Origin of the sequence: Nostoc sp. GT001, from assembly GCF_030382115.1 — a bacterium.
GTDB lineage: Bacteria > Cyanobacteriota > Cyanobacteriia > Cyanobacteriales > Nostocaceae > Nostoc.
This window is the reverse complement of the sequence record NZ_JAUDRJ010000003.1, coordinates 6,372,922-6,392,042: the sequence shown is the minus strand read 5'-3', so window position 1 is coordinate 6,392,042 and position 19,121 is coordinate 6,372,922. Positions and strand designations below refer to the sequence as shown.

At 41.8% G+C, this 19,121-nt stretch carries 14 protein-coding genes; 10 read left to right on the top strand and 4 right to left on the bottom strand.

The features are described from left to right. Positions 1 to 40 precede the first annotated feature (40 nt). From QUD05_RS29850 to QUD05_RS29840, 3 genes are read left to right on the top strand one after another with little or no spacing between them, the layout of a single operon-like run. Positions 41 to 655, top strand: coding sequence for an NADH-quinone oxidoreductase subunit J (locus QUD05_RS29850; protein WP_289799227.1), 615 nt, complete (start codon positions 41 to 43; stop codon positions 653 to 655). Between the two features lie 59 nt (positions 656 to 714). Further along, on the top strand, positions 715 to 1,020 hold the full coding sequence (nuoK, locus tag QUD05_RS29845; protein WP_006199065.1) for an NADH-quinone oxidoreductase subunit NuoK: 306 nt from the start codon (positions 715 to 717) through the stop codon (positions 1,018 to 1,020). A gap of 6 nt (positions 1,021 to 1,026) precedes the next feature. Next, the gene (locus QUD05_RS29840; RefSeq protein WP_289799226.1) at positions 1,027 to 1,947 is read left to right on the top strand and encodes an NAD(+) kinase; all 921 of its coding nucleotides are present in this window, start codon (positions 1,027 to 1,029) and stop codon (positions 1,945 to 1,947) included. A gap of 170 nt (positions 1,948 to 2,117) precedes the next feature. On the opposite strand, the gene QUD05_RS29835 is transcribed toward QUD05_RS29840, so the two are convergent. Further along, positions 2,118 to 3,887, bottom strand: coding sequence for a pentapeptide repeat-containing protein (locus QUD05_RS29835; protein WP_289799225.1), 1,770 nt, complete (start codon positions 3,885 to 3,887; stop codon positions 2,118 to 2,120). A 544-nt stretch (positions 3,888 to 4,431) separates the two neighbouring features. On the opposite strand from QUD05_RS29835, the gene QUD05_RS29830 reads away from it, so the two are divergent. Beyond that, positions 4,432 to 7,452 (top strand): zinc-dependent metalloprotease, encoded by a 3,021-nt coding sequence (locus QUD05_RS29830; RefSeq protein ID WP_289799224.1) that lies wholly within the window; start codon positions 4,432 to 4,434, stop codon positions 7,450 to 7,452. A gap of 332 nt (positions 7,453 to 7,784) precedes the next feature. Here the strand turns inward: QUD05_RS29830 and QUD05_RS29825 are convergent, their stop codons facing one another. Beyond that, positions 7,785 to 8,522, bottom strand: a complete 738-nt coding sequence (locus tag QUD05_RS29825; protein ID WP_289799223.1) for a DUF1995 family protein — start codon at positions 8,520 to 8,522, stop codon at positions 7,785 to 7,787. A 336-nt stretch (positions 8,523 to 8,858) separates the two neighbouring features. Between QUD05_RS29825 and QUD05_RS29820 the strand changes: the two genes are divergently transcribed. The 6 genes from QUD05_RS29820 to QUD05_RS29790 all read left to right on the top strand — a co-directional run bounded on the left by QUD05_RS29820 (position 8,859) and on the right by QUD05_RS29790 (position 17,453). Further along, positions 8,859 to 9,701 (top strand): DUF2382 domain-containing protein, encoded by an 843-nt coding sequence (locus tag QUD05_RS29820; protein WP_289799222.1) that lies wholly within the window; start codon positions 8,859 to 8,861, stop codon positions 9,699 to 9,701. A 430-nt stretch (positions 9,702 to 10,131) separates the two neighbouring features. Continuing rightward, positions 10,132 to 11,040, top strand: a complete 909-nt coding sequence (locus tag QUD05_RS29815) for a DUF2382 domain-containing protein (RefSeq protein WP_289799221.1) — start codon at positions 10,132 to 10,134, stop codon at positions 11,038 to 11,040. 321 nt (positions 11,041 to 11,361) lie between these two features. Then, on the top strand, positions 11,362 to 12,252 hold the full coding sequence (locus QUD05_RS29810; RefSeq protein WP_502911420.1) for a YsnF/AvaK domain-containing protein: 891 nt from the start codon (positions 11,362 to 11,364) through the stop codon (positions 12,250 to 12,252). A 280-nt stretch (positions 12,253 to 12,532) separates the two neighbouring features. After that, positions 12,533 to 13,447 (top strand): ion channel, encoded by a 915-nt coding sequence (locus QUD05_RS29805; protein WP_289799219.1) that lies wholly within the window; start codon positions 12,533 to 12,535, stop codon positions 13,445 to 13,447. A gap of 459 nt (positions 13,448 to 13,906) precedes the next feature. Then, positions 13,907 to 15,607, top strand: a complete 1,701-nt coding sequence (locus QUD05_RS29795; protein ID WP_289799217.1) for an alpha/beta hydrolase — start codon at positions 13,907 to 13,909, stop codon at positions 15,605 to 15,607. A gap of 1,024 nt (positions 15,608 to 16,631) precedes the next feature. Continuing rightward, complete coding sequence (locus QUD05_RS29790; RefSeq protein ID WP_289799216.1) at positions 16,632 to 17,453, top strand: SDR family NAD(P)-dependent oxidoreductase; 822 nt, start codon at positions 16,632 to 16,634, stop codon at positions 17,451 to 17,453. Between the two features lie 55 nt (positions 17,454 to 17,508). Here the strand turns inward: QUD05_RS29790 and QUD05_RS29785 are convergent, their stop codons facing one another. Then, on the bottom strand, positions 17,509 to 18,414 hold the full coding sequence (locus tag QUD05_RS29785) for a ScyD/ScyE family protein (RefSeq protein ID WP_354666165.1): 906 nt from the start codon (positions 18,412 to 18,414) through the stop codon (positions 17,509 to 17,511). After that, a complete protein-coding gene (locus QUD05_RS34210; RefSeq protein ID WP_354666164.1) occupies positions 18,374 to 18,724 on the bottom strand; it encodes a ScyD/ScyE family protein in 351 nt (116 codons plus the stop codon). The genes QUD05_RS29785 and QUD05_RS34210 overlap by 41 nt, the downstream gene beginning before the upstream one ends. Between the last annotated feature and the right edge of the window lie 397 nt (positions 18,725 to 19,121).

Here is a 19,121-nt window from a genome sequence, read left to right as displayed (position 1 = left end):
TGACTAATGACCAATGACAATTGACTAAGGACAAAAAACAGTGAATCTAGCAGAAGGAGTACAGTTAGTATCACTTGGCATACTGGGCGTGATGATGATTGGGGCAGCCATTGGTGTGGTGCTGTTTTCCAACATCGTCTATTCTGCCTTTTTGCTGGGGGGTGTGTTCATCAGCATAGCGGGAATGTACCTGTTGCTAAATGCTGATTTTGTTGCGGCTGCACAAATACTAATTTACGTTGGGGCGGTTAACGTGCTGATTTTGTTTGCCATTATGTTGGTGAACAAGCGGCAAGATTTTGTAGCATTTCCTAACTCTTGGGTGCGAAAAGTACTGACGGGTGTAGTTAGTGTAGGATTGTTTGGTCTTTTAAGTACGATGGTGCTGGCTACTCCTTGGGCGTATTCAACCGCTCCTGTAGCTGGTGGTGAAAGTTCTATTGTTTTAATTGGAGAACATTTCTTCACTGACTTTTTACTACCTTTTGAACTAGCTTCCATTTTGCTGCTGATAGCGATGGTAGGAGCAATTATTTTGGCACGTCGTGAGTATTTGCCAGATCAACTGACACGATCCAATGTGGGGCAAACTGTTTTGACTTTACAAGAACGCCCCAGAGAACTAGTATCAACAACCAGCGAAACCAAAGAGTAATATTTGCGACCAGAATCGCAGATAAACAGCCAGCTTTTTCAGGAGGGATACCCAGATTCATGCAACTCCAGTACTTTTTATTACTAGCAGCAGCTTTATTCTGCATTGGCATCTACGGTTTAATTACTAGCCGCAACGCTGTGCGGGTGCTGATGTCAATTGAATTACTGCTCAATGCTGTTAATCTGAATTTAATGGCATTTTCCAACTTCCTCGACTCAACATTAATTAAGGGTCAGGTTTTCACAGTATTTGTGATTACCGTGGCCGCAGCCGAGGCGGCGGTGGGTTTAGCGATCGTGCTGGCCATTTATCGCAACCGCGATACCGTCGATATGGAGCAGTTTAATCTCCTGAAGTGGTAATTGTGCGTGCAACTCAAGCAGGTAATCATTGCTTATAAAGCGCGAGATGCCCGGAGTAAACAATGGGCAGAACTCTGTGCGAAACAACTAGAAAGTCGCGATTGCCAAGTGTTGATGGGGCTTAGCGGGCCGAAAGACAACCCCTATCCAGTCTTTTTGGCTTCAGCTGGTCAACCAATCGATCTCGCTTTGGTTCTCGGTGGCGATGGTACTGTTTTAACTGGTGCCAGACATCTAGCCCCAGCTGGTATCCCAATTCTGGGAGTGAATGTAGGAGGCCATCTGGGGTTTTTAACTGAGTCAGTGGAAGAGTTTCAGGATACAGAGAAAGTTTGGGATCGACTGTTTGAGGATCGCTATGCTATCCAACGACGGATGATGTTGCAAGCTGCGGTGTATGAGGGGCATGGGTCTAATTTAGAACCAGTGAGCGAACGTTACCTGGCTTTGAATGAATTCTGTGTCAAACCCGCCTCCGCTGACCGAATGATCACCTCAATTCTGGAAATGGAAATCGATGGTGAGGTAGTCGATCAATACGTCGGGGATGGGTTGATTATTTCCACTCCTACAGGTTCCACAGGTTACACTGTTTCTGCTAATGGGCCAATTATGCATGATGGTATGGAGGCGATTACCATCACTCCTATTTGTGCAATGAGCCTTTCTAGTCGTCCCCTCGTTTTACCCCCTGGCTCTGTGGTGAGTATTTGGCCTTTGGGGGATTACGATTTGAGTACCAAGCTGTGGACAGATGGGGTTTTGGGAACTTCAATTTGGCCTGGACACCGTGTTGATGTGCGGATGGCAGAGTGTCGGGCTAAATTTATTATTTTGCGCGAGAACAATTCCTACTATCAGACGCTACGGGAGAAGTTGCTGTGGGCAGGTACAAGGGTTCACTACAGCAATAATCACCGTAATTAATTAAGTATTTTAGAGTGCATTTACCGCAGATTGCGATCGCGTAACCGTAGGCGATCGCAACCAAAATTACCCAAGCCCCTGGATTCATCTGGGGGCTTTCTAGTTGTGTGGAGAAATCTATACATAAATGTATTGGCTCTTTAAATTTTAGGATAAAATATTACCTCATCTCAATTCAGTCCCAGTTCTTCCTTCAACGCCTCCGGTACATTAACTGCTGTCTCCAATCCCCGCACCCCTTCCCACTGCTGCTTTTTACCCCAGATCATCTCTTCTAAATTGGCGTCGCTGAGGTCTGCACCACCCAAAATGGCATAACTGAGGTTGCTATGGCTGAGATCAGCGCCGTTGAGGATAGCACCACTGAGGTTACTGCCACTGAGGTTAGCATTGTTAAGGTTGGCATAGCTGAAGTCTGTGCCAAATAGTATAGCGTCGGTGAGGTCAGCACCACTGAGGTCGGCGTCGTTAAGAATCACGCCGCTGAGGTCGGCTTCGTTGAGAATCACCCGACTCAAGTCTACACCGCTGAGGTCGGCACCTAAGAACATTGCACCGTTAAGTCTGGCATTGTTAAGTTTGGCACCGTTAAGTTTGGCATAGCTGAGGTCTGCGGCAACCAGGATAGCATCGCTGAGGTTGGTACTGAAAAGAATTGTGTCACTGAGGTTAGTACCGTTGAGGATGGCGTGACTCAAATCAGCACCACTGAGGTCGGCGCGGCAGAGGTCGGCATGGCTAAGGCTGACGCTATTAAGGTTGGCTTCACTCAGATTTGCACCGAAAAGGATAGCGTTACTTAGGTCAGCATGGCTGAAGTTAGTGCTACTAAGGTCAGCGCGGTTGAGGTCGGCGCGGCTAAGGTCGGCGCGGCTAAGGTTGGTATTGCTAAGGTCGGCGCGGTTGAGGTCGGCGCGGCTAAGGTTGGCACAGCTAAGGTTAGCACCGCTGAGGTTGGTGCTACTGAGGTCGGCTCCGCTGAGGTTAACACCGCTGAGGTTGGCACCGCTGAGGTTGGCATCGCCGAGGTTGGCACCGCTAAGGTTGGCACCACTGAAGTTTACGCCAGTTAAGTTGGCATCGCCGAGATAAGCAAGGCTTAGGTCAGCACCGCTAAAGTCTGCCCCGGTAAGGTTGGCATCGCCGAGGTAAGCACCCCTAAAGTTACCGCCTTTGAGGAATTGTCCAACTATACTGCTAAAGTTGCCAATTTCCAGGGCATCGCTATAATTAATAATCCGCAACAGTTGGGATGTGAAAAAATTGTCTGTGTCCGGTTGGGCAGATGGATAGAAGATGATTTTTTGTTTGAGTTCATCTTGCCCTTGGGCGTAACGGTGTAACTCTAATAATAAAATCAGTACGTTCAGCCCTGTATATATGTCTACCTGTCTCAACCCAAGAGCAATATTTTGTGCCGCTAGCTTTAACTTTGTTTTCTGAGGCAAGTTATCATCTGGTGTGCCATCGATAAATTCTCCCTGACACCAGCGACGATAAAAATCTTCTAGCCGCCCAAAAAGCAATTCTGGACGAATTTTTTGACCAGTCACAACCAATTCCATTAGTTGGTTTACTATTTCAGGTTTCAGGGCACCACTGCCCAATAAATCATAAATCTCTTCATACATCTGGCGATCGCATACTTTAAAGCAAAACCCAGTGGGTAAAGTGCCCAATGTGCGATCGTCTATCTGAGAACTCAAACCGTTCTTTGGTATTGTCCATTTTTCTAAGCTTTTTTGCAGTCTTGGAGAGTATAAATATTCCTGCAAATTATCTTGAGCTAATCTAACGCTTTTGTCTGGTTCTTTAATATTTTTTCCTAGAGGTAAAACTGCCTCAGTTTCTAGCGATGTGGTCTTTGGCATCTCTTGTAACCTTATACCCCTCACATAATTTCTCAGCAGCTGCCAAACTTGAGATAAATATGTTGACATTTTTGTTTCCGTTGTTACATTTAAATAACTGTTTTTGATAATCCTGAATTAAAAACTTTTCTATGGTAGTTTGCTTTGCATTGCCAACAATCAACAGTATAAATAAATACTATAGTAAAAAAATCATGAGTTGGCGATGTTTACGGCGGGCTACTTCTGATGAATTGCCAACGGCGTTTCTGGATGGCAACTTCTCGCTCACCTGTAGTAGCCTTAAGCTTCCTCTCATTATGTAAATAAAGTGTTAACTTCAAAATTATTTCCAAGCTCAACTAATTCTATGATTTAGCTAATTTGTTATACTTTTTATCCAAGAAATTTCTTAGTCTGATGTAAAAATCATACTTACTGTTTGCAGGAGATGCAATTGTTAGGAAAAATCCTACACTAAAACAGCACAACAAAGCTGAAAAATGGCAATTAAAATTTAAGTCAAAAGTTTTTTGCCTAATATAAAGCAGCTAAGATAATCGCTATAGGGCAGGCTATATGGCTTTGCAAAAGTTAAAAATTAACGAGAGATAGTTATCAGGTAATGAATGTAATGAACAGATTAACTTTTTATATGATTTTGTTACATAGTTTATTTTTAGGGATAGCGACAGCTAGCGCGAAGTCACCGTTTCTTAACAATGTTGATACAGGCAAGCATATTCTTGGAAAAGATGTGGTTACAGTCAGAAGTGGAGAGAAATTCAATAGTCATTTATCGACAGAAACTTCTTCAACTAAAATCTCAGCCTTATCATCAAATAATATTAATTTTCCTCAGAAACAGAGGCTACCGTCAAATCACGTTTGGGTAGTTAATCAAAATAAACACGTACAGCCTCAACCGTTTATTTGGATAGTAGAAAATCTGAAACAAGCAGGTCAGCAACCATTTTTACAAGTTGCAAAACCCCCAGAAAAACCGAATACAAAGCCTAGAAATACCAAGAAACCAGCAGCAAAGGATGATTTAGAGCCATTTAACGAAGTAATTAAAAATACCCAAAAGTCAGGGGGATTGTTCACACTTTATCGGAATAAAGAAAAGAATAAGATTTATCTAGAAATTAAGCCAGAACAACTTAATAAAAATTACCTAGCTACGGCAACTCTGGAATCGGGTATTGGCGAACGGGGTATTTACAGTGGTATGCCTCTGCAAGATTTTTTATTTTATTTTCAACGGGTGGATGATAAATTACACTTTGTCATTCGCAATGTAAATTTTCGCACTCGTGAGGGAGATCCCCAGGTGCGATCGCTGACGCGATCGTTTAGCGACTCTGTTCTCTACAACATTTCCATTAAAAGCATTCATCCAGAACGCAAAACCCTTCTCATTGACTTAGAAGATTTGTTACTCACAGACTTAGCTGGATTATCTGTAGGTTTAGGAGTTCCAAAAACCGCAAGCCAGTCCTATTTTGGTACTGCTAAAGCCTTTCCCCAAAACTTAGAAGTTGAATCAGTTTTGAATTACTCTAATAGCGTTGACCCCAACAATGAAATTGCAAGCTTTGGGTCGCTAGCTGACAACCGTGGCTTTACCTTGCGCGTCCACTACAGTTTCTCCCAACTACCCGATCGAGATTATCGACCGCGCCTTGCTGACGATCGCATCGGCTATTTCATCACCGCCTATCAAGATTTATCCAAAGACGACGATCGCGGCGATTCTTTTGTCCGCTACATAAATCGCTGGCATTTAGAAAAACAAGACCCGAAAGCAGTCATTTCTCACCCCAAAAAACCGATTGTTTTCTGGATTGATAACGCTGTGCCCTTAGAGTACCGCGATGCCATGAAAGAAGGCGTTCTCATGTGGAACAAAGCCTTTCTCAAAGCCGGATTCAAGGATGCAATTGAAGTCCGCCAAATGCCAGATGATGCTACCTGGGACCCGGCAGATATTCGTTACAACACGATTCGCTGGATTAACACAGTCGATGGCTACTTTGCAATGGGGCCATCCCGCGTTAACCCATTGACAGGGGAAATTTTGGATGCAGACATTCTCGTAGATGCTAGCTTTATCCGGGCACTCAAGGGTGAATATCGCAAAATCGTCCAACCCAGCCAAACAGAAAATCGCACGACTTTATCAGCTTTGATGCAAAATCGTCTACTTTGCACTAATGGTTTAGATGGGAAAAACAATGGTGTCCCCCAGAAGATGCAAGGACAAGAGGGGTTGTTGAATCGTTTATCAAAAATGGCAGGCGAGTACGATTTATGCTACGGCATGGAAGCTGCTAACCAGTTTGCCTTTGGTTCGCTGGCAATGTCTCTGCTGCCTGATACTATAGCTACTCCAGACAAGGTAAAAGAATATATTAATCAGTATTTACGTTTAATCATCGCTCACGAAGTTGGACATACTCTTGGTTTACGTCATAACTTCCGTGGTAGTACACTGCTACCACCACAGGAGATGAATAATACAGAAGTTACCAAAAATAAAGGTCTGACAACTTCTGTCATGGATTATATTCCCCCAAATATCGCCCCTCAAGGTACAAAACAAGGAGATTATTTTCCTACGATGGTGGGGGTTTATGATGAATGGGCGATTAAGTATGGCTACACAACAATTCAGACATCAACTCCTTTAGCAGAAAAGCCAATTTTGGAGGAAATTGCTGCACAATCCTACAAGCCAGAATTGAGTTATTCCACAGATGAAGATGTATATGACCTCGACCCAACCGCTAATGCTTGGGATAATAGCGGTAATGTGCTGCTTTATTCTCAGTGGCAATTGAATAATTCGCGGGTGATGTGGGAACGTCTCGATAAGCGTTTCCCAATGGCTGGTGATAGTTACAGCGATGTGAGCGAACGTTTTAGTACAGTTTTGGGTAACTATTTCCAGCAAATATATTTCACCACAAAATACATCGGCGGACAATCTTTCTATCGCATTCACCCCAGCGAACTACCTGCCGAGAAAGTCTCTGGAGTTCCGCAACGCCGTTTACCATTTGAACCAGTTGCAGTTGAAGAACAACGCCAAGCTTTAGAAACGCTACAAAAATATGTATTTGCAGAAGATGCCCTCAGTTTTTCACCAGAATTACTGAATAAATTAGCACCTTCGCGTTGGCGACATTGGGGTAGTTCTCCACAAGTTGGTCGTTTGGATTTTCCCATTCATGACTTGGTGTTACTAATGCAGGGTTCTGTGTTGCGAGATTTACTCTCAGGCGATCGCCTCTCTCGTCTCAAGGATATTGAACTCAAAACTCCCGAAGGAAAAGCATTGACTCTACCAGAACTATTTGACACTTTACAATCAGGTATTTGGACGGAAGTTATCCAACCAAAAGGTAAACCAATGAAGATCGCTAGTTTGCGGCGAGGCTTGCAGCGTCAGTATTTAGACATTTTGACTGATATGGTATTGCGAAAAGAAAATGTTCCAGAAGATGCTCGCACTTTAGCTTGGTATAAACTCAAACAGCTTAATGAAAAACTTAAGGGAGTTAATTCTGAGGATGAATATACCAAAGCCCACTTATTAGAAACGCGCGATCGCATCGAGAAAGTTTTAAACGCCCCATTGCAAGCGAATTAAAAAAGTGAGGAGTGAGGAGTTAATAGTAAAATTCCTCACTTCTCTTCTTTTACCCTCATTTTGGCAAACAGAATATATTGATTATGTTGTGGGATAAGGACTAACTCACTAACTCCAAAAACCCCCTTCCTTGAGTCGTCCTTCATTCTGAGTGCAAGCGCTGTTTAGTCCACTGTCAACTACTTTCGATCAACCCAGTAGCGAAGTATTCCGATCATACTTTAGATCATTCGCTCTACATGTGTTGCACCGTTGACAAAAGGTATATCAATAGAAAACTTACCGAGGAGGCAGCAGGCAATTAAGTTTCCTCCTGCTACCTCTGCATTATCCTAACTACTCAATGCTTTTAAGAAGCGTTGCAAACTCTTAAACACATTGGGCTTTCTCGCAGGTGTCGCGTCAGTTGTTGTTGTTTGCGGTTGTCCTTTTAAAACAATCAGATCCAAATCATCACCAGATGGTTTTGTGGGTAATTCGGCAATTCTTTGATATTCGCCGTTGGTTTCCAGCCAAACTTCCCACTGTCCTGGGTAGCAGCGATATAGGGCACTTTCATCGTCTATGGGGCGCACGTAATAGGCGGATTCAATGGTACTGATAAAGCGATCGCGGATTTTTCTGGCTGTATAACCAATGCCCACGGTTCCAGAATCTTCTAAACGGGGATTTAACAAAACTAAAGGGCGATCGCCTATTACTTCACACAGCTTTTCCAACTGCGGCACTTCTACGGATGTGGGGGCGATGAATAAGAAAATTTCATCCTCTGGCTGAATTTTTGTCTGCAAGGAAGCAGCCCTACCCGTACCAATATCCAAAATTTGAAATGGTGCATCTGCCCAATCACGCCGGGCTAGAGCCGCAGCGCCAGCGTCAGCAAAGAAAATCTTCAAACGGGAATCATAATCTGTAAAAGTCGGTAGAAATTGTTCCGCCACAGGCATAAACTTCAGTTCTGGGAACAGGAACTCAACTTGTAAGCGAGTACAACCATCTGCAAGGGCAGCTTGAACGGCTGTACGAGATTGGGCGATCGCATCTTCAAGCGTATTTGGAAGTTCACTCATAATCTGCATGGTTCTGTAGTGTCTACTCCCATTGTTTCAGTATTGGCTCTTAATTAGGACTTACGCAGACGAGATTTCCCAATCCCCTGAAAACGCAGGGCTGTTTCATTGAGTGTTCCTCTAATAAGCTAAACCACATCTAGTTTGCATATCTAAAATTTATATAACTCTTGTAGAGTGGGCATCTTACCCGCCTTAATTATGCAATTGAAATGTAGAACAGCTTAATATAAATCCTCAAATATCTCCATTGAACTCAGTCGCCAGCAGGAGGATACTTAGCGCAATATTTTTTACACTGGCAAATAAACCTTATAAACAACTTAGGAACAGCGTATGCCTCTTCATAAACTTGAACATTTTGACCAAAATTATCGAGATACTTTTGGCGGAGACGATCTGAAAGCGCTGGATCTTTATACTGGCGGAGAGGATAGAGTTGGCTCAGTTGCTGACGTTTTAGTTGATGATTATGGTCATTTCCGGTATTTAATTATTGATATCAGCTTAGATTTTGTTAGCAAGAAAATATTACTACCAATTGGTCTTTGCCGGATCAGTTATCCAGAAAGACGCGCCTATGTTGACGGGTTAAGCAGACAGCAAATAGAGGGTTTACCCGATCATACAGAAGATGCGATCGTTAATAATGATTACGAAGAAAAGGTACGTAGTGTATTTCGTTCTCCAACCAGCGGTGTGACTTACAATCGCGATACATACAATTACCAAGAAGATCCAGATTTGTATGGGTTGAATGAGCAATCTCATCAAACTTTTAAACTATATGAAGAACGATTAATTGCCAGCAAACAACGCATCAAAACCGGAGAAGTAACGGTTGGGAAGCATATTGAAACAGAAACTGTACACGTTACAGTACCCGTTCAAAAAGAACGAGTTCTGATTGAGCGAGTTACGCCAACAGAAGCAGGAAAGGCTATAAATCCCAATGAACTTCAGTTTCAAGAAGGGGAAGTAGCACGCATAGAAGTGTACGAAGAAACCCCTGAGATACATAAAGAAGCATTTGTGCGTGAAGAAGTCCGGGTGAAGAAAGTAGTAGAACGGGACACTGTGGAAGCACAAGACACCATACGTCGAGAGGAATTAGATATTGATACTGCGGGGAATTTACATGTGCAAGAAAATGATATCGCCACACATGAAGCTCTTTAATTAGTTAGTTCATAAATTTATTTAATAGATTTATCTGAATAATCAAACAGGCAAAGTTAATTTTTATCTCTGCCTGTGTTTTTTTATTAAACAACAAGAGTCCTAACTTATGAGACAAGTCGGAAATCTGAACATGCAAAAAAATTGCATCTTGATAAATTATGTAGAAATGTAAAAACAAAAAAATGCAATGAGCATCTTAATATATCTAGAGAATCCCGTGTATTAAGGCTAGACATACTTTTTTTTGCAAAAGAAAGTGAGATGCTTACATTTTGTGTCTCTAGTTAGCCATATCGATCAAAAATATCTATAACTTTCGATTATTTAACCCTGGAAATAATTCATTCGGCAGAAGGATGTACAAATATAAATAAATGTCTAGTTTAGATATTAAGAGATGACAAAAAAATATTTGAGGTTAAACATAATGGTTCTTTACAAATTAGAAGATTTTGAGCCTAGCTATCAAGAGAGTTTTGATGGTCATGACATTAAAGGGTTGGGTGTCTATACACAGGGAACTGATGAAAAAGTTGGTACTGTTAGCGATGTTTTAGTTGATGAAGAAGGTCATTTTCGCTATCTAGTTGTTGACTTAGGCTTCTGGATTTTTGGTAAAAAAGTATTACTACCACTTGGCCGCGCCCGTATCGACTATAACGTCGATCGCGTTTACACAATTGGTTTGACTAGAGAGCAAGCTGAAGATTTGCCTGAGTTCGATGAACGCCAAACCCTTGATTACGATTATGAAGAACGGGTGCGTGGGGTATATCGCCAACCCACAGACTACAACAACCTTCCTGTAGAAGCTGCAACACCATTAGAACCTTTAGCAGGATTAGATCCTTTAGGAGCGCCTGTAGCATCATTAGGGACAACTCCTACTTACGCCCGTGATAGCTACACTTACGATAATGAGCCTGCTTTATACGGGTTAAATGAACAAGATCATCAAACCCTGAGATTGTATGAAGAACGGCTGATTGCCAGCAAACGACGCCAAAAAACTGGAGAAGTAACGATTGGCAAGCATGTTGAAACTGATACCGCACGGATTGCAGTACCAGTAGAAAGAGAACGAGTTGTGATTGAACGTGTAACTCCAGCAGATGCCGGTACGGCTGTTTCTGGGCGCGAAGCAGACTTCCGTGAAGGCGAAGTTGCTCGCATAGAAATCCACGAAGAAACTCCTGAAATTCGCAAAGAAGCATTTTTGCGTGAAGAAGTCAGAGTTAGAAAAGTGGTCGATCAAGACACAGTTGAAACTCAAGAAACCGTGCGTCGTGAAGAGTTAGATGTGAATTCTGGTAATCTTCCCATTGAAGAACGCTAACTAAAAATAGTCATTAGTTAATCGCTAATGACTAATAATTAATTCTACAGCTCACAATAGCTGATACTACTTACAATACTTTTTGGATAAACCCAACAATCTCTCTTTTGGTTTGGGTAAAGGTGAAGGGCAAAGGGGGAAAGGGAAATTCAAATCCTTTCCCCTTTCCCCCTGAACCAAAAAGTATTGATATCACTTAGAGTTTTTGATTGCAAATATTACTCTGGATATGAGTTGGATAAATCCATCGATCGCAAATATTTTCTAAATGGTATCCAGATGATTAATAAATTTAATTTAGCTAGTTAGTAAACTTTCCAGATGAATGGCCAAACTATGGCAAAAAACACTTTACAGGCAAAGGGTAATTCTCGCGCTATCTCCTCACTGGCAGATTTAAGAAAGAAGGTGAACAATTTTGCTGTGTTTGATAAGCAAGGTCAGCTAGTAGGAGTAGTTCATGATTTAATTGTGGATGGTAATCGTCGGCTAAACCTCGTTATCTCTAACCAGGCTAATCAACAAACTGCTGAATATAACCAGCAGTTACCTAATCAACATCCTTCTTTATTTCAGTTGCAGAGCCAGAGNAATAAAAAAATAGACAAGCCGACTCAATCTGTTTTCATAGACTTAAACAAATCAGAAATTGAATATATGCCTGAATATTTAGAATCAGAAACACCAGGCGATTTTAACTCAACTGAGCAACTAGCTAAAAATCAAATTACAAATAGCCCAGTTGAGCCATTAAATAATTTAGAACAGGTTCCTGAAGAACAGATTATTCGTCTACTAGAAGAACGACTATTTGTTGAAAGCAGTAAGCGTAAAGTTGGTGAGGTAATTGTTCGCAAAGTAATTGAAACCCGGATGGTACAAGTTCCTGTCCGACGCGAAAAGCTGATTGTGGAACAAATTAGCCCAGAACACAAACAACTCGCAGAAATTGATTTAGGACAAGGAGAAATTTCTGGGCTTGATTTGACCGAAGTCGAAAAACTTGAAGCTACTCATAACAACGGTTTGACGGTAAGCGGTGAATTTAGCTCGCCTAAAATTGCTAATTTATTATTGAATGCGATCGCACTAGAGCGAAATCACGGCTGTAAGCAGGTGCGTGTTACCATTGCAGTTGAAGACGAGTTGCACCAGAAAAAATACCAGGAGTGGTTTGACCGCTGTTCCAAAGGTCAATCACTAAAACCATAACAACAAGTTTCTCATAAGTTTCTAGCAGATAAATTAGTAGGGTGGGCATTGCACACCCTATTTTTTTGCTGATTTACAGCAGTTTTCATGTATTTGAAGCACACCCGTTGTAGGGGCGCAAGTCCTTGCACCCCTACCGTATGGTCTATTTACCTGAAAATAGCTGTAAGAAAAGAAAGTTTAAATTTCCGCTACCCACTCCCTAATTGTCTAGAGTGAATGTCTCTAATGCAACTTAATTTACAATACTAAGCAGTTGCCGTCCTTTTGGCTACTTGCAATGACATTTCGACTCAAGAGACTTTCACCCAAGAAACGACAGCGTTTGATCTCACCGATTAAGATTCAAGTTCAAAATGGAAAATTTGAGATTATAGGTATGGGTGCATGGCATTCCTACTGGCGCGATCCTTATCATCTGCTGCTAACGATTCCCTGGACTGGCTTTCTGCTGCTGATTTGTACTTTCTATATAACTATTAATGCTCTATTTGCCCTAGCTTACTTGATAGGAGGAGATTGTATTGCCAACGCCCAACCTGGCTCTTTTTTAGATGTCTTTTTCTTTAGCGTCCAAACGCTAGCATCTATCGGCTATGGGGCAATGTATCCGAAAACAACTTACGCCAACATTATTGTCACGATTGAAGCAATGATCGGTTTGGTGGGAATTGCTGTAATGACAGGACTAGCCTTTGCTCGATTCTCTCGACCTACAGCCCGTGTACTCTTTAGCCGTGTTGCTGTTATTACAGCTCATAATGCGATGCCAACTCTCATGTTTCGTAGTGCTAACCGGCGTCGCAATATGATTTTGGAGGCGCAGATGCGAGTCTACTTGATGCGCGACGAAGTAACCCTAGAAGGACAATTCATGCGTCGGTTCCACGATCTCAAACTGGTGAGGAACCAAACACCTAGCTTCACGTTAAGCTGGTCAGTGATGCATGTCATTGATGAGTTTAGTCCTTTATATGGAATGACACCAGAATCTTTAACCCAGACAAATACTATGCTGATTGTCTCTTTGAGTGGGATTGATGAAACGGTTGCCCAGGTTGTCCATGCCCGTCATAGCTATGGTGCGAATGACATTTTGTGGAACAATCAATTTGTCGATATCTTTCACCACACACCTGATGGACATCGCTACATTGATTACAACCGTTTCCACGATGTTTTACCTTTAGAGTGAAAGAGTGAAATTTCTGAAAGTTACTCAGAAGTATGATTGAGTGGTGGTTGTAAGGGTTTAACGACCACCCGGCCATTTTCGATTACAGTGCAATTTTTAACCGTGCTCTTACTGTGGTTAACTGGCACATCCTGGCACTGGTTTTGGTGGGAGATATTTTGCTCTTGTTGTTGGTTGAGGACGACAACACAACAGGCGCAGGAAGCAAAGGACATATAACTTAATTTTGATCTCTATATCTATTATCGCGCTACTGATGCTATTTGACTGAAAAATTTGCTACTCATGTATTTTGCTCGTTCAAGGCTCCTGTCAAATTTATGGTAAGTACTTGCTTTATTGTGCTTGTAGCCTGTTTGATGTATCTAAACCAATTCAACAGGAAAGCGGTTATAGATCCCGCCCCGCTTTCCTCCCTGCCCAAAGTTGTTTGCCAGGGTTAGATAGTGGGTTTTTCTAATGAAAAAATTTTTGAGATATCTGGGTTTAGGTTTGCTATCTACGTTCTTGACCGCTACTCCTGGATTGGGGGCTGAACGCATTAGCTTTTATTATCCTCCCTTCGGCGAATTTTCCTTATCGGTAGATTCGCTGGAAACCTTTGCTAAAGAGGGCAAAATCGATCAAGATTTGTCATTTTATGCTAGCCGTGCGACTCCTGAACAACTCGCTCAACTGCGGGATCTACTCCAGCAGCGCTTTAATCTTACTCCTACACTAGTATCTCAAGTTACCTACTCACCAATAGGCGAGCAGTTGGTGCAACAACTGGGAAAATTACTCCTCACTGAGTCTCGAAATAATGGCTTCTATGCCATACGTGCCTCTTTAATTTTGTCTGCTGCCGATCAAAAAGAGGGGTTAACGGTTGTGAATTTACTGCGGAAATTTCCTAGCGATACTATACGGGTGAATTTCACAGAGGGGTTGAGGATAGTCGATGACTTGTCGCAATTGATTAAAAGAAAGGATGAAGTTTTTGCTTCTCTGCAAAAAGAAGCGATCGCTCAAGCAGCCACTTCCAATATTGATTTCTCCCAAAAACCAGATTTGCGATCGCCAGGACAATTCACTTGGCAGAAAAAAAGCCTGGAGTTAAATGACATTTCTCGCTCGCGCCGTCTACCTGTGGATATCTATCTCCCTTCAGCAGGTTCACAAAACACTGGAGAATTATTCTCGCCTCCCTTTCCCCTGATTGTAATTTCTCACGGACTGGCCTCAGATCGCTCTACCTTTGTCTACCTGGCTGAACATCTAGCATCATACGGTTTTGCTGTTGCTGTACTAGAACACCCTGGTAGTAATGCCGAACGTTTTCAACAATATTTTGCGGGTTTGGCAGGGCCGCCAGATGCAGCAGAATTTATCAACCGACCTTTGGATATCAAATATCTACTCAATGAACTCCAGCGTCTAGATAAATCCGATCCCAGCCTCCAGGGAAAATTCAATTTTCAGCAAGTTGGGGCGATCGGTCAATCCTTTGGTGGTTATACTGTTTTGACTTTAGCAGGAGCCAATATTAACTTTGAGCAATTGCGCCAAGATTGTAATCCCGATAATTCATCCTTTAATTTGTCGCTGTTTTTGCAGTGTCAAGCAAACGAGTTACCTCCAAAGAATTACGAACTCAAAGACGATCGCATCAAAGCCATCATTGCGATTAATCCCATTGACAGCTCAGTTTTGGGTCAGGGGGGAATCAGTCAAATTAAAACTCCCGTCATGTTGGTAACAGGTAGTCAAGATGTTTTTGCACCACCTGTATTTGAGCAAATTCGCCCCTTTACCTGGCTTTCTAACTCTAATAAGTACTTGGCTTTGATCGAAAATGCTACCCACTTTTCAGTGATCGCCGAACCTACTCCTGAAAATGATGTCTTACCTGTGCCACCCGCCTTGCTGGGTCCCGATCGTGCTGCTGTTTATTCCTATCTCAACGCCCTGAGCGTCGCTTTTTTAGAAACCCATCTCCTCAACCGTCCTGAATATCGTTCCTATTTGCAGCCTTCCTACGCCACATTTATCAGCAAAGAGCCGCTTAATCTCAGTATTTTACAGTCGTTGTCGGTAGCTCAGTTCAATCAAGTTTGGAGTGGATCAACTCCCCAGTCAAGCAAACCATCAAATCCTCAACCTACTTCTACACCCCGTTAGGTTGGGAAAATACAATAGATATATGAGTGAAAACTTTTGTAGAGATGTAGTAATGCCACGTCTCTACAAGAGTTTTGAATAGAGAAATATTTCCGCCAATATCTATCCTTACTCCAAGCAAGTCGATTTAGCCGTGGGATAATAATTACTAATTACGTAAATTTACGGGGTACGGCTTTAGGCAGAATCATCAATTAGGAATCATGTTGACTTACAGTTAGATCACCGATTTATTAAAGAAGTTGGGGATCTTAGGGTTCGAGAATGATTGAAGTTTGCTATAGACGAGTAAGTCTCAAACATTACTTTGATGAACTCAAAGCTAAACCTAACAAATTACTATTTGTCCTAAAGTTTTGGCAGATAATTTCAGACAGCGATCTAGCCCTTTTTGATTATTTTCCATCAATCAAAGCCATCAACCTTACTTTTCAAGAAAACAGTAAATATACTGTTGCAATTATATAAGTTAGTTGAGACCTCTAACTATTGCAACCATCAGCCAAAATGCTATATGTCTTTTTTGTTTCTAAACCANNNATTAGATATCACAATTTCCTAAANACAGGGCTATTTGTCAGGAAAATGAGATATTTATACNNNGGGATTCATAAAAACTTATTTAATAAAATCTTTTGTATATATATACTTGCGTTAAGAAGTATTAAGAAATACTTATTAAAGAATATTGCAATAGCTTGATTTAATTGCTAACGTGTGTATGACAGCAATGCTGATGAACGCTCGGATCTAGGAGAAATAAAATCTATGAGCTATACCCATTCAGCCAAGTGTTTTAGGCTTTGACGGGTTCAAAACGAGAAAGTTCTGCCTCATATAGACAACTATGAGGGATTGCAGATTAACCAAGAAATATCTCATTGCTAAAGGCTTAGTTTCAGTTTGATTTCAATTGCGATTGATTATTTGTCTTACTTTGTGCCAACAAGTGAGTAGCTCTTGCTTGTGTGTATCGGCAATAACGAGGAGTTTGGTAAGACTTAAATTTTGGAGAATAAAACTAATGGAGATTCAAGGTAAAGTTGCCCTAATTACAGGGGCTTCGCGTGGAATTGGACGAGCGATCGCCCTCGAATTAGCGCAACAAGGCATCAAACGGATGATATTGGTAGCACGCGATCGCCGCAAGTTAGTGGAGGTAGCCAACGAAATCGAGGCGATGGGTACTGAAGCTGCGATCGTCGCCTTAGATTTGACTCAAACAATTGAAGTAAATATCGCTGTCGCTCAACTGTGGCGCAATTACGGACAGATTCACCTGCTGGTTAATTGTGCGGGAGTTGCATACCAAAGCTCATTTTTGCAATCTAAAATGCCCCAAGTTCAAGAAGAACTCTCTGTGAACTTGTTAGGAATGTACAACCTCACTAGTTTGATTGCTCGACGCATGGCCAGCCAAAGACAAGGGACAATTGTCAATGTATCGAGCCTGATGGGGAAAGTTGCAGCACCAACGATGGCGACATACTCAGCAACCAAGTTTGCCATCTTAGGATTTACCCAAGCTTTGCGCCAAGAATTAGCTGAACACAATATCCGCGTCATTGCATTACTGCCTTCCCTGACAGACACAGACATGGTGCGCGACTTAAAATTATTTCGCTGGGTGATCCCCATGACTCCCCAGCAAGTGGCTAAAGCACTCGTCACCGGAATGCAGAATGATTCATCAGAAATTTTAGTTGGATGGCAAAGTCATTTAGCCGTGTTGTGTCAACGCCTCGCCCCTTGGTTGTTAGAGCTAATTTTACGAATAGCTACACCACCAGCACCAAGCAGACAACGGCTGATGGAAAAACTTATCCCTTCGCGTAGCATCTCGTAGAGAAGGGGAGACACCGAGGGCGATCGCTGACTCAACACTCCTGAACAAACTTGTCCTAAATCTTCAGTCCTTTGGCTTTACCCTTGCGTGACAAAGTAAGGCTCACAGTGCCAAGAAATGCTAATAAGCTGAAAGTAGAAGTAGATTCAGGAACAGACTTGGAATTCTCAATTTTGATAACTTGTCCAAGTCCTGGGCGATCGCCTCGGTTTGTCACGTAAATAGCATTATCAGCACCAATAGTCAAAGCAGTAGGAGATTCTAATCCATTGCCACTCAGAATAGTTGTGCGAGTCCCATCCCTTGCTATTTTAATTACCGAACCATCTAGATTACCTTTCCAGAGGGACTGATTAGCGTACTGCAAAGCATATAAATTACCCTCATTATCAAAATCTAAATCAGTAAGTTGCGTAAAGCCATCGGTATAAACTGTTGGTTGACCATCAACACCAACTCGATAGATTTTTGCTTCACCTTCTGGAAAAGGAAAACCAGTTAATTGGCTAATATAATAAGCGCCATCTGGGCCTTTAGCGACATTTGTCGGTACTGCTTGGATTTCAAATGGCAATGATGATGGGTCAGAGGGAAAAATTGGATTAGTTAATGTCTGTCGGGGAATTGTGGCGATCGCATTTAAATTACTGCCATCAGTACCTACGCTGAGTAACTCATTAGCACCAGTATCAACTGTAATAATATTATTTCCATCTATAAGAAGAGAGAAAGGATTGCTAATTACATCGCCTTTATCTGGATTATTTGCAAGTTCATAATTAGCTAAATCAGCAACACTAGTCCAAGAATTTGTATTGAAATTAGCAGTGATGATTTTTCCTAAGTCAGTATTACCCAATGCCGCCCGAAATGTGGGATTTGAACCATACCCAATTGCAATATAAGGCTTGCCAGTAGCATCAAATTTGATATCTTGAGGCTCCAGAAGTATCAGTACCATCTGGTAATGCTAAAGAAGGAAGTCCTGTAAGTATACGTTCTTGCGTACCATTTCTAATTTTGGTGACTGCACCAGTTGTGCCATAACATAAAGATTGGTTTGCAACGCTCGGTGAAGGAACACAAGCTCCACTGCCACCTGTTCCTGCTTCCGTGACATAGAGACTCCCGTCATTACCAAAAGTTAAACCCCTTGGATTATTAAGACCATCAGCAATTACCGAAAATGATGCCGCCTCTGCTGCTTCCATTCCCGAAAAAGCAGCAATACAAACACTCAAAAATGTAATTCCAAATTGTTTTAGTTTCATGACACTCCTCCTAAAATTAAATTTGCGTAAAGCATAAAATAGGAAATTTTATCTTGATAAATAATAATTTTTAATATTTATAGTTTCTGTGGATTTTAGAGCTTATTTAAAAGAGGGAAACAGATTCAAACCTAGAAATCCAGATGAAATCTGAATTTCTGAATTTTGAGTTGTATCATACCATTTCCAAAAATCTTTGCAACATAATGAATCGGTTATAGGGGCGTACAGATGTACACTACTAGCAACAAAATTAAATAGAATTACTGTATATTTTTAATACTTTTTATACAAATGTGATATCCCAACTGTTGAACTACACAGATATTGTGGGATTACAAGACGATCGCAGTTTGCATCAATACATAAAGTTGCAGAGCAGAAATTGCTGGGCGAT

Excerpts from the sequence above, each read along its gene's own strand:
- QUD05_RS29835 (WP_289799225.1), bottom strand. The coding sequence starts at position 3,887 with ATGTCAACATATTTATCTCAAGTTTGGCAGCTGCTGAGAAATTATGTG.
- QUD05_RS29790 (WP_289799216.1), top strand. The coding sequence starts at position 16,632 with ATGGAGATTCAAGGTAAAGTTGCCCTAATTACAGGGGCTTCGCGTGGA.
- QUD05_RS29815 (WP_289799221.1), top strand. The coding sequence starts at position 10,132 with ATGGTTCTTTACAAATTAGAAGATTTTGAGCCTAGCTATCAAGAGAGT.
- QUD05_RS29805 (WP_289799219.1), top strand. The coding sequence starts at position 12,533 with ATGACATTTCGACTCAAGAGACTTTCACCCAAGAAACGACAGCGTTTG.
- QUD05_RS29795 (WP_289799217.1), top strand. The coding sequence starts at position 13,907 with ATGAAAAAATTTTTGAGATATCTGGGTTTAGGTTTGCTATCTACGTTC.
- QUD05_RS29825 (WP_289799223.1), bottom strand. The coding sequence starts at position 8,522 with ATGAGTGAACTTCCAAATACGCTTGAAGATGCGATCGCCCAATCTCGT.
- QUD05_RS29830 (WP_289799224.1), top strand. The coding sequence starts at position 4,432 with ATGAACAGATTAACTTTTTATATGATTTTGTTACATAGTTTATTTTTA.
- QUD05_RS29785 (WP_354666165.1), bottom strand. The coding sequence starts at position 18,414 with ATGGTACTGATACTTCTGGAGCCTCAAGATATCAAATTTGATGCTACT.
- QUD05_RS29820 (WP_289799222.1), top strand. The coding sequence starts at position 8,859 with ATGCCTCTTCATAAACTTGAACATTTTGACCAAAATTATCGAGATACT.
- nuoK (WP_006199065.1), top strand. The coding sequence starts at position 715 with ATGCAACTCCAGTACTTTTTATTACTAGCAGCAGCTTTATTCTGCATT.
- QUD05_RS34210 (WP_354666164.1), bottom strand. The coding sequence starts at position 18,724 with ATGAAACTAAAACAATTTGGAATTACATTTTTGAGTGTTTGTATTGCT.